This is a genomic window from Streptomyces sp. NPDC006923 (assembly GCF_040635655.1).
Taxonomy (GTDB): domain Bacteria; phylum Actinomycetota; class Actinomycetes; order Streptomycetales; family Streptomycetaceae; genus Streptomyces.
In genome coordinates this window covers 108873-120160 of the sequence record NZ_JBEYIF010000002.1, presented here as the reverse complement: position 1 = coordinate 120160, position 11288 = coordinate 108873, and the positions used below count along the sequence as shown (strand labels likewise).

8 protein-coding genes are annotated in these 11288 nt (G+C 70.4%); 3 read left to right on the top strand and 5 right to left on the bottom strand.

What is annotated here, in order from left to right; genetic code table 11:
- Positions 1-2912 (top strand): Ig-like domain-containing protein (locus ABZ707_RS03955; protein ID WP_360167292.1); only part of this gene is annotated, 2912 nt, incomplete at its 5' end.
- Positions 2913-3107: 195 nt separating this feature from the next.
- Here the strand turns inward: ABZ707_RS03955 and ABZ707_RS03950 are convergent.
- Both ABZ707_RS03950 and ABZ707_RS03945 read right to left on the bottom strand, forming a co-directional pair.
- Positions 3108-3563, bottom strand: coding sequence for a nucleotidyltransferase domain-containing protein (locus ABZ707_RS03950; RefSeq protein ID WP_360167289.1), 456 nt, complete (start codon positions 3561-3563; stop codon positions 3108-3110).
- On the bottom strand, positions 3563-3841 hold the full coding sequence (locus tag ABZ707_RS03945; RefSeq protein WP_360167286.1) for a nucleotidyltransferase domain-containing protein: 279 nt from the start codon (positions 3839-3841) through the stop codon (positions 3563-3565). Before ABZ707_RS03945 ends, ABZ707_RS03950 begins: the two co-directional genes overlap by 1 nt.
- Before the next feature lie 168 nt (positions 3842-4009).
- Between ABZ707_RS03945 and ABZ707_RS03940 the strand changes: the two genes are divergently transcribed.
- Together ABZ707_RS03940 and ABZ707_RS03935 are read left to right on the top strand one after the other, a co-directional pair.
- Positions 4010-6667: an AAA family ATPase gene (locus ABZ707_RS03940; protein ID WP_360167283.1), complete on the top strand. Its 2658-nt coding sequence runs from the start codon at positions 4010-4012 to the stop codon at positions 6665-6667.
- 156 nt (positions 6668-6823) lie between these two features.
- Positions 6824-7609 (top strand): pentapeptide repeat-containing protein, encoded by a 786-nt coding sequence (locus tag ABZ707_RS03935; RefSeq protein ID WP_360168417.1) that lies wholly within the window; start codon positions 6824-6826, stop codon positions 7607-7609.
- A gap of 49 nt (positions 7610-7658) precedes the next feature.
- Here ABZ707_RS03935 and ABZ707_RS03930 read toward each other — a convergent pair whose 3' ends face one another.
- The 3 genes from ABZ707_RS03930 to ABZ707_RS03920 form a co-directional block, all read right to left on the bottom strand.
- A complete protein-coding gene (locus ABZ707_RS03930; RefSeq protein ID WP_360167280.1) occupies positions 7659-8990 on the bottom strand; it encodes a serine hydrolase in 1332 nt (443 codons plus the stop codon).
- Between the two features lie 153 nt (positions 8991-9143).
- Entirely contained in the window at positions 9144-10037 is an 894-nt protein-coding gene (locus tag ABZ707_RS03925; RefSeq protein ID WP_360167277.1) for a helix-turn-helix transcriptional regulator, read from the bottom strand.
- Positions 10038-10135: 98 nt separating this feature from the next.
- Positions 10136-11218 (bottom strand): hypothetical protein, encoded by a 1083-nt coding sequence (locus ABZ707_RS03920; protein ID WP_360167274.1) that lies wholly within the window; start codon positions 11216-11218, stop codon positions 10136-10138.
- Between the last annotated feature and the right edge of the window lie 70 nt (positions 11219-11288).

Genomic DNA, 11288 nt, shown 5'->3' with positions numbered 1-11288 from the left:
ATCCTTCGTTCTTTGGTCAGGCGGTGACGTTGACGGCGACGGTGGCTCCGGTGCCGCCGGCTGTGGGTACGCCGACGGGGACGGTGAGTTTCTTCGATGGCGCGACGCTGTTGGGTACGAGTCCGCTCGTGGGTGGTGTGGCGACGTTGTCGGTGTCGTCGCTGAGTGTGGGTGTCCATAGTTTGACGGCGGTGTACAGCGGTGATGTGACGTTTGGTGGTTCGACGTCGCCGGTCGACACGCAGACCGTGACGGCTGCTGGTACGACGACGACGTTGACGTCGGCGCCTGATCCTTCGTTCTTTGGTCAGGCGGTGACGTTGACGGCGACGGTGGCTCCGGTGCCGCCGGCTGTGGGTACGCCGACGGGGACGGTGAGTTTCTTCGATGGCGCGACCCTGCTGGGTACGAGCCCGCTCGTTGCTGGCGTCGCCACGCTCACCACATCGTCGCTGAGTGTGGGTGTGCACAGTTTGACGGCGGTGTACAGCGGTGATGTGACGTTTGGTGGTTCGACGTCGCCGGTCGACACGCAGACCGTGACCGCTGCTGGTACGACGACGACGTTGACGTCGGCGCCTGATCCTTCGTCGTTTGGTCAGGCGGTGACGTTGACGGCGACGGTGGCTCCGGTGCCGCCGGCTGTGGGTACGCCGACGGGGACGGTGAGTTTCTTCGACGGTGCGACGCTGTTGGGTACGAGTCCGTTGGTCGGTGGTGTGGCGACGTTGTCGGTGTCGACGCTGAGTGTGGGTGTCCATAGTTTGACGGCGGTGTACAGCGGTGATGTGACGTTTGGTGGTTCGACGTCGCCGGTGGATACCCAGACGGTTCTGGGCGCTGGTACGACGACGACGTTGACGTCGGCGCCTGATCCGTCGTTCTTTGGTCAGGCGGTGACGTTGACGGCGACGGTGGCTCCGGTGCCGCCGGCTGTGGGTACGCCGACGGGGACGGTGAGTTTCTTCGACGGTGCGACGCTGTTGGGTACGAGTCCGCTCGTGGGTGGTGTCGCCACGCTGACCACCTCGACGCTCAGCGTGGGAGTGCACAACCTGATCGCGGTCTACAGCGGCAACGCCACCTTCAGCGGGTCCATTTCACCGGTCGACACGCAGACCGTGACCGCTGCCGGTACGACGACGACCCTGACGTCGGCGCCTGATCCTTCGTCGTTTGGTCAGGCGGTGACGTTGACGGCGACGGTGGCTCCCGTGCCGCCGGCTGTGGGTACGCCGACGGGGACGGTGAGTTTCTTCGATGGCGCGACGCTGTTGGGTACGAGTCCGTTGGTCGGTGGTGTGGCGACGTTGTCGGTGTCGTCGCTGAGTGTGGGTGTGCACAGTTTGACGGCGGTGTACAGCGGTGATGTGACGTTTGGTGGTTCGACGTCGCCGGTGGATACCCAGACAGTTCTGGGTGCTGGTACGACGACGACGTTGACGTCGGCTCCTGATCCGTCGTTCTTCGGTCAGGCGGTGACGTTGACGGCGACGGTGGCTCCCGTGCCGCCGGCTGTGGGTACGCCGACGGGGACGGTGAGTTTCTTCGACGGTGCGACGCTGCTGGGTACGAGTCCGCTCGTGGGTGGTGTCGCCACGCTCACCACCTCGTCGCTGAGTGTGGGTGTGCACAACCTGACGGCGGTGTACAGCGGTGATGTGACGTTTGGTGGTTCGACGTCGCCGGTGGATACCCAGACGGTTCTGGGTGCTGGTACAACGACGACGACCCTGACATCGGCGCCTGATCCTTCCGTCTTCGGTCAAGCGGTGACGTTGACGGCGACGGTGGCTCCGGTGCCGCCCGCTGTGGGTACGCCGACCGGGACGGTGAGCTTCTTCGACGGTGCGACCCTGCTCGGTACGAGCGCCCTGGTGGGTGGCGTCGCCACGCTCACCACCTCGACGCTCAGCGTGGGAGCGCACAACCTGACCGCGGTCTACAGCGGCAACGCCACCTTCAGCGGCTCCACGTCACCCATCGACGTTCACACGGTCGTGAGGGCCAACACCACTACTTTGCTGACGTCGGCGCCTGATCCGTCGGTGTTCGGTCAGACGAAGATCCTGACGGCTACCGTCGCGGCGGTGCCGCCGGGGGTGGGTACGCCGACGGGGACGGTGACCTTCTTCGACGGTGCGACCCTGCTGGGCAGCAGCACGCTGTCCGGGGGTGTGGCGACGCTGTCGGTGTCGACGCTGAGCGTGGGTGCCCACAGCCTCATCGCGGTCTACAGCGGCAACACCAACTTCAACCCGTCGATCTCGCCCGCGGATCCGCAAACGGTTGTGAGGGCCAACACCACTACTTTGCTGACGTCGGCGCCTGATCCGTCGGTGTTCGGTCAGACGAAGATCCTGACGGCTACCGTCACGGCGGTGCCGCCGGGGGTGGGTACGCCGACCGGGACCGTGAGCTTCTTCGACGGTGCGACCCTGCTCGGTACGAGCGCCCTGTCCGGGGGTGTGGCGACGCTGGCGATCTCGACCCTCAGCGTCGGCGTCCACAGCCTCACGGCGGTGTACAGCGGCAACACCAACTTCAACACCTCCACCTCACCCATTGACATCCAGACGGTGAACCCGGCCGGCCCGGCAGCCACCAACCTGACGGCCCTCCCGACCACCGCCACCATCGGAAGCGACGGACAGGCACGTATCGCCCGCCTCTCCGCGACCCTGACGGTGCGAAGCTCCGGCGCTCCGGTGGCCGGACAGACCATCACCTTCAGGGTGGGAACGACCGTCGTGGCGACGGCCGTCACCAATGCCAGCGGCCTTGCCACCCGCACCAACGTCATTGTCGATCCGCTGACGATCATCAACGCCGGCAGCCGGTACACGGCGACCTTCGCCGGGACGGCCGGTTTCGGGTCGGCCACTGCCACGGCTGCTCTGGTCCTCGCCTGAGCGGCCCGGCCCGTCGGCCGCCGACGATCAACAATGTGTCGGACATCCACGGACCGGCCCCGGGCGGGCCGTGGACGGGACAGGGCTGACGGGACGCGCGGCCGGATCGGTTCCACTGCACTGGAACCGGTCCGGCCCGCGCGTTTCTCCCGGGCCGGGCCGGTGCTCGCTCCCCGAAGACGGGTCGGACACGCCTCAGCCCTTCTCGGCCCTGCCCGCCACACCCTTCCGGTGGTGGCCCTCCCACAGGCGCCCGCCGGCCGGGGCCAGGACCTCTTCCACCAGCGAGATCAGTGCTCCGGTCCGGCCGTCGAGGGCCTCGCGGACCGCCGTGTTCAGCCGCTCGGGCAGGCCGGGCCGGGCCTCGGCGAGGCGCCGGGACAGCCATTTTCCACCGCCCAGCCACGCTCCGTCCGACAACAGGACGAATTCGGCGGCCCGCCGGGCCAGTTCGGCGACGATACAGAGACGCTCTCCCGGGTCGGCGCAGCCGGCGAGATCGTCCAGGAGGTCCGTCAGTGTGTAGCGGTGGTCTTCGAGTTCGGACAGTGTCGCCCTCGGCGGCCCCGCCCGCACCAGTTGCCGCGCGTGTGCCTGGAGCAGTGTGCCCGCGCCACCCCGGTCGCGCAGCAGTCTTCCGGTCGCGCACATCAGGAGAAGGGGGAGCGGCGCCTGGGGATCTCGCGTTCCACATAGCCGTCCCAACTGCTCCGCGTATGAACGAAGAGTTCCACCGGCCAGCCGGCGTAGCGCAGGGACTCGCGGTACGGGGCCGGATCACCGTCCATGAGGACCACCACGTCGAGATCGGAGTACGCCGTACGCCGCGGGGTGATCACGCTGCCGCAGAGGAACGCGGCGTACGCCTGCGGGTGGCGCTCGGCCACCACCGCCGCCGCGGCGGCCACCGGATCCGTCATCGTCTCCATACGGGCATTCTGACGGCCGAGGTCCGATCCGGCCTCCGCGTTTCTACTCTCGAAACGGCCCCGGCGCAGGCGAACGGCCGAATCCGTACGGGTTGGGGCCCGTTGAGGGGGTTTCGGGGCTACCCTCGACTCCGACCTGCGCACTGTTCGAGAAGGGGAGGGATTCTTGTGTCCTGGCCGGAGCCCTCGGGCGCCCTTCCCCTGCTGGAGCGTGAGCCCGAACTCGCGGCGGCGGCGCACGCCATCGACCGGTTGTGCGGTGAAGTGCCGGTCGGCGGACTGCTCGTCTACCGGGGCGCTGCCGGGCTCGGCAAGACCGCCCTGCTCGCCGAGGTGCGCCGGCTCGCGACGGGACGCTGCGCGGTGTGGTCGGCCCGTGGCGGCGAGACCGTCACCTCCGTGCCCTTCCACGTCGTACGGCAACTGCTGGGGCCCGCTCTGACGGAGGGTGATCCCGCGTCTGAGGCCGCGGACGCGCGGGAGCTGCTCGGCGACCGGTACGAGATCGTCGGCCCCGCGCTCGGGATAGCACCGCCCGGCGAGCAGCACACCGATCCACAGGGGGTCAGGGACGGCCTGGACACCCTGGTCGGCCGGCTCGCCGAGGTGTGGGGCCCGCTCGTCCTCGTCGTCGACGACGCGCACTGGGCCGACCTGGAGACGCTCGCCTGGCTCGCCTCCTTCGCTCAGCGCCCGGCCGGCGGGACGCCCGTCCTTGTCCTTGTCGCGTACCGCACGGAGGAGGCCGTGGGCGCGGCCGAGCCGTACCTCCGGGCACTCGGGACAGCGGCCAAACTGCTGGTGACGCTGCGTGCCCTCACCTCCGACGCCACGGCCGGCCTGGCGCGGGCCGCGCTGGGCGAGCACGCCGACGACCCGTTCTGCCGCGAGGTGTGGGCGGTGACCGGCGGCAACGCGTACGAGACCGTCGAACTGCTCGCCAAGGTGCAGGACAGCGGCCTCGACCCGGTGGAGAGCTCCGCGGGCGAACTGCGCGCGCTGGGAGCGTCGGCGCGTGGAACGGGCCTCATCGCCCGTCTGGAGGAGCTGGGTACGGACACCACCCGGTTCGCCTGGGCCGCCGCGGTCCTAGGCACCGACATCTCTCTCGAACTGGCCATATCGCTGTCCGGAATGAAGCGGGACGAGGCCGAGCAGAGCGCCGAACGGCTGCGGGCGGCGCGCATCCTGGTGGGCACGGACCCGCTGGAGTTCGTCCATCCGCTGATCGCCGGCGCGGTCTACCGGGCGATCCCGGCGGGGATCAGGGCCGCCATGCACGGCGTGGCCGCCTGGGCGGTCACGCGCAGCGGCAGGGGAGCGGCGGCAGCGGCGCCGCATCTCCTGCATGTCCATCCGGATGGCGACTCCGAACTCGTCGCGCAGCTCCGCGAGGCGGCGGCGGAACACCTCGCGGTGGGGGCGCCGGACGCGGCCCGGCGCTGCCTCGAACGCGCCCTGCTGGAGCCGCCGTTGCAGACGGTACGGCCACGGGTGCTGTACGAACTGGGCTGCGCCACCCTGCTGACCTCGCCCGCCACCACCGTCGGGCATCTGCGGGCCGCGCTCGACACCCGGCGGCTCGACGACGACCTGCGCGTGGATGTGGTGTTCCGGCTTTCGCAGGCACTGACGCACAACAACCAGACCAGAGAGGCCGCGGAGGTGGTGGCGGCCGAGGCCGCCCGTACCCCCGAGGGCCCCGCCAGGATGCGGCTCCAGACCGCGCACTTCCTGTGGGAGGGAGTACAGGTCGTCGAGGACGACGGGCAGGAACGCTCCCGCCGGCTCGCCGCGATGGCGAGCGGCCTCACCGGACGCGACAACACCGAACGAATCCTGCTGATGCTGCGCGCCTTCGACGGCACGGCGCGCGGCGAGAGCGCCGAGGAGATCGTCCAGATCGGTGAACGGGCCCTGGTCAACGGCGCATTGGCGCCCGGCGTCGGCTGGACCGACTCGGAGTGGGGCTTCGAGCCACCGGCCCTGCTCGGTCTGTCCTATGTCTTCGCCGACCGGCTCGACCGCGCGGACAGCCTGTTCACGGAGGCACTGCGGGCCTTCGAGATCTCCGGCTGGACCGGCGGGCATCTGGCCTTCGCCCACACTCTTGTCGGATACGCCCATCGCAGACGCGGCCTGCTCGCGGACGCCGAGACGTATCTGCGTGAGAGCCTGCGCCTCGCCGACCGGGTGGGCGACGGACTTCCGATGCACTTGAACGCGGCGTCCATGCTCATCGACACCCTGCTGGCGCGCGGCCGTGTCGAGGAGGCCCAGGAGGCGGCCGAGCGGTATTCCTTCTCCAGTCCGGTCCCCTCCTCGATCGCCATCCCCGACGCGCCGTCCGTACGGGGCAGGCTGCTGCTGGCCCTCGGCCGCACGAGGGAAGCCGTGGCCGAACTGGAGTCGGCGGGACGGGCGTTGAGAGCCCGCGGGCGGCACAGTGTCGTCATGGCTCCCTGGGCCTGCGACCTCGCGCGGGCGCTCGCCGACGAGGATCCGCGCCGCGCCGCCCGGCTCGCCTCCTACGCCCGTGACAGGGCGGAACGCTTCGGCACACACACCGCCATCGGTGTCGCCCTGTGCTGCGCGGCGTCCCTGAAGGAAGGGCCGGCCCAGGTGGAGCTGCTGGCGCAGGCCGTCGCCCATCTCGAAGCCTCACCCTGCGCCTACGAACGCGCCACGGCACGCGTCGACTACGGCATCGCGGCGGGATGCCCGGCCGAGCTGGCCGGCGGTCTGGAGCTGGCCGAGCGCTGCGGCGCCGACGGACTGGCGGCCCGGGCGCGCCGGGCCCTGAAGGCGGATCACATGTCGCGCTGACCGGACACCGCGGTTTTCCCCACACGCCCCGGCGGTACGCTCAGGGTGACCGAAGCGCCGGCCGCTCAGTTCAACAGGAGATCAGCGCCCTTGTCCGACCAGCCCGACCTCACGGATCCACCGCTCGAAGGAGCGGTCACCGCTCCCGGCCCCGGTCTGCGGGCCGACTGCGAGAACTGCTTCGGACTCTGCTGTGTCGCGCTCACCTTCTCGGTCTCGGCGGACTTCCCGGTCGACAAGGCCGCCGGAGAACCCTGCCGGCATCTCGGCACGGACTCCCGCTGCGGCATTCACCGGGGCCTCAGGCAGCAGGGCTTCCGGGGATGCACGGTGTACGACTGTTTCGGCGCCGGTCAGCAGGTCTCCCAGGTCACCTTTGGCGGCCGGGACTGGCGGGGGGCCCCGGACACCGCCGGGCAGATGTTCGCCGCGCTTCCGGTCATGCGCCAACTCCACGAGCTGCTCTGGTACTTGAACGAAGCCCTGACGCTGGAGCCGGCCCGTGCGGTCCACGGTGAGATCCGGCTGGCCCTGGACAGGACCGAGGCCCTCACCCGCACCGGTCCCGAAGCCCTGCTGGAACTGGACGTGGCGGCGCACCGCGCGGACGTCAACACCCTGCTGCTGCGTACGAGCGCGTCGGTACGGGCCCAGGTGCCGGGCAGGAAGAAGAACCGCAGAGGAGCCGATCTCTTCGGGGCCAGGCTCAGGGACGCCGATCTGCGCGGCGCCGATCTGCGGGGCGCGTATCTGATCGCCGCCGACCTGCGGGGCGCCGATCTGCGGCTGGCCGATGTCATCGGAGCGGACTTCAGGGACGCCGATGTGCGGGGCGCCGACCTCACAGGAAGCATTTTCCTCACCCAGACGCAGGTCAACGCCGCACATGGCGACGCCGGCACGCTGCTGTCGGCGTCGCTCGTCCGCCCCGCCCACTGGTAGACCCGTCCCGTCTTCTTGGCTTCCGCCGCCTCCGGCGCGCCCTCGGCGCTCACAACGTGTCGCGGCGCCGGTTCGCGCGATGGACGAGAAAGAGCGCGAATCCCGCGAGGCTCGCGGAGCCCGTGAAGGCGAGGGGCAGGTATGCGGGCTCGGTGTCCTTCTTGACGGCGACGGGGGTGGGCCGTGCCACCGGCGCGGTTCTCAGCGCCCTGGCGACCGGGCCCGGACTGTGGCCCGCCTTCGCGGCCAGACGCGGCGGGGCGGGCGGTGGCGGGGGCTTGAGCGAGCCGACCGGGGTGACACGGGCGCCGGCCTTGAAGCCCCAGTCCAGCAGCTCCCGGGCTTCTTCGTAGACCGCGTGCACACCGCCCCACTGCGGGTTCATCACTGTCGCGAGGATGGTGCGGCCACCCCGGCGGGCGGCCGCGACCAGGGTGTATCCGGCGTCCGTGGTGTAGCCGTTCTTGACACCGATCAGGCCCCGGTAGGGCTCGACCCCGTCCTCACCGCTCAGCAGACGGTTGGTGTTCTCGATGTCGAAGGTGTAGCCGTTCCCGGGGAACTCCGCCTCGCGGGTCGAGCTGTACCGTACGAAGTCCCGGGAGGCGAGCCCGGCCCGGCCGAAGACGGCCAGGTCGAACGCGGAGGACACCTGTCCCGGGGCGTCATAGCCGTCCGGCGACACCACATGGGTGTCGAGCGCGCCGAGTTGCTTCGCCTTCTTCTGCATCTGGGCGACCGTGGAGTCCCAGCCGCCGTTCATCTGGGCCAGTACATGCACCGCGTCATTGCCCGAGCTGAGAAAGACGCCCCGCCAGAGGTCCGACACCTCGTAGGAGAGGCCCGCGGAGAGCCCCACCAGGCTGCTGCCGTCGCCGACATCCTCAAGCTCGGCGTCGGTGACCGTGTGCTCGGTCCGCGCGGGCAGACGGGGCAGCGCGGTGACGGCGAAGAGCGTCTTGAGCGTGCTGGCGGGCGGCAGCTTGAGATGGGCTTCGTGGGCCGCGAGAACATCACCCGAGCGGGCGTCGGCGACCAGCCAGGACAGCGCGGAGAGGTCGCGCGGCGGCGCGGGGACGCCGGGCGGGAGCCGCACCTGCGTACCCGGCTTGTACAGGGGTCCGCCGTTGCCGCCCGCCGGGGAGGCCGGGTCCGTGGGCGACGCCGAGGCTTTGGCCGGACGGGAGGGCTTGGCCGAGGCGGATGCCTTGGGCGACGCGGAGGCCGCGGCCGCGGGGGCACCGCGTCTGCCGGCCCCCACGACCGGGGTCGTTCGGGAATCCGCGGTGGCCTGTGTGGGCGCAGGCAGGAGTACCAGCAGGCCGGTGGAGAAAGCCACCGTCCCGGAGAGTGCGGAGCGCATCACGGATCTGATGATCATTCCGCTGACTTTAGGAACGGACCGTGCCGTGCGCACGGCGCATGAGCCGACCGGATGTATCTGCGCCCCGTCCGGCCCACGACCCGCCCTCACCCGGCTCCGGCCTTGTGGTGCCGTCGAATTGTGGTTCGTCCCACCGGTCGGTCTCCCGGCTCACCGGTCGGCGGGAGCGGTGGCCGGGCCGGTCCCCGCGTCCGGCCCGGCGGGCGACGGCATCGCCTCGACGCCGATCACGCCGAGCAGCCTGAGCTTGTCCGCCGCCTCGGTGCCCGGAGCCGCGGAGTAGGCCGCGATCCGCAGATCGCAGCCCGGGACGATGAGGGTGTCGCAGTCCACGGCCACCGGACCCACGTCGGGGTGGTGGACGGTCCTGGTGTCGGTGTCGTGGAAGCCGACGATGCGGGAGTTCCACAGCCCCGCGAAGCGGCTGCTGGCGCGCCTCAACTGCCCGACGAGGAAGCGCAGCCGTACGTCGGTGGGATAGCGGACCGCCGCGGACCGGAGGTCGGAGACGATGGCCGCCTCGAACCGCGCCTCCTGTTCGGGAGTGTGGGTGATCCGGCTGGGCAGGGCGGTGAAGTGCTGCCAGGCCGCGTTACGGCCGCGTTCGGACACCGTCGACGGGTCTCCGACGAGCGCGGCCCACAGCGGGTTCCAGGTGATCAGATTCCAGGAGGCGTCATGGACACCGAGCGGGACGGCCGCGAGCTGGTCGAGGAGCCGCCGCACACTGGCCGGAATGTGGTCCGAGACCCGGTCGAGGGCGGGCGGGGACTGCCCGGCCAGCAGGAACAGATGGCGGCGTTCGTCGTCGGAGAGCCGCAGGGCACGCGCCAGCGAGGTGAGGACCTGGACGGAGGGTGAGGTCGCCCTCCCTTGCTCCAGCCGGATGATGTAGTCCACGGACAGACCGGTGAGCTGGGCCAGCTCGGCGGGGCGCAGCCCGGACTCCCGGCCGGGCTCGCCCGCCTGGAGCCCCGCCTCGGCCGGTGCGATCCGGTCACGCCAGCGCTGCAGAGCCGTGCCCAGCTCTCCGTGTCGGGTCATGGAGCCAGTATCAGCGCGTACGGCGAGTGCCGCCTGGTACCGCGAGTACACGGGAAACGCGCGCGCGGAGTGCGCGCGCGGGGCGCGGGGCCGTACGGTCAGCGCGCCGTGTCGAGCTGGTCCCACCACCAGGAGATCGTGGGGATCGGAAGCGGCTCGGCGCTGTCGTCGGCCGGACGCTGCTTCCACCATCCGCCCGGTGCCACCCTCGGCGCCGACGCCACCGCGTAACGGGGGCAGTCGGCAGCCCAGTCGAGATGGCCCCGGATGAACTGGCCGAGCCCTTCCACATACCGGCGGAGATCGTCGTCCGCGTCCTTCGCCACCTGCGTGGCCAGCCGGTCGAAGAGCACCATGACGCGGTCCCGCATCGCCACGGCCCGTATGAGAGCGTGGTGCGGATCGCAGCCGAGCTCCTGGCACAGCACATCGATCAGATTGAGATCGTCGCCGGCCCGCTCCAGTTCCTTGTTACGGGAGTACAGGTCGTTGTCCCAGCTCACCAGCGTCCAGACCATCTCGGTGAGGGCGCGCACCCGCGGGTCCTCCAGGTCCTCGTCCGGCACCGAGAAGCCACCGGCCACCTCGATCAGCGCCGTGAACGGCGACATTCCGATGGCCCGCATCCACAGGGTGACGTAGTCGTCGAGCGAGGGCAGCTTCGGATCGCGGCGCCAGGACGCCTCCCACACCAGCCCGGAGGTGTAGACCCGCATCGCGTCCGTCAGACGGCGGAGCTGCCGGGGTGACGCGAGCCGTTCCAGTTCGAGCCGGAGTCCGCGCAGCGCGGCCGTGTGCGGGGAGTCGCCGGTGGAGCGCGCCGTCGGAGCCTCCATCGCGCGCATGATGCGCGAGGTCTCCTGGGCCAGCAGCTCCGGAGTGGCCCCGGTCTCGTCACACACTCCGTCGTCGAGTGAGAAGAGCACGGCGTAGAACTTCGACACCACGGTGAGCGTGTCGAGCGGCCCGTACGGCATCGTCGAGGCGGCGAGGCCGCCGAAGTCGCAGAGGGCGAGCCGTTTGCGCTGATGCTCTTCGGTGTCGAGGTGTTGTCCGAGCATCCAGTGCACCGTGCGGTCGTTGAGGACCTCCGCGGAGGGGTGCCTGGCGGGCGGCACCGGACAGTAGAACGGCACAGCGGGAAGCTGCTGGACCAAGCTCTGTTCCGAGACACAGGTCATGATCGGCCTCCTGGTGCGGAGAAGTGCGTGACGCGCTGCGCGGACAAGGTGGTGTGCCGTTCGGGTGGAG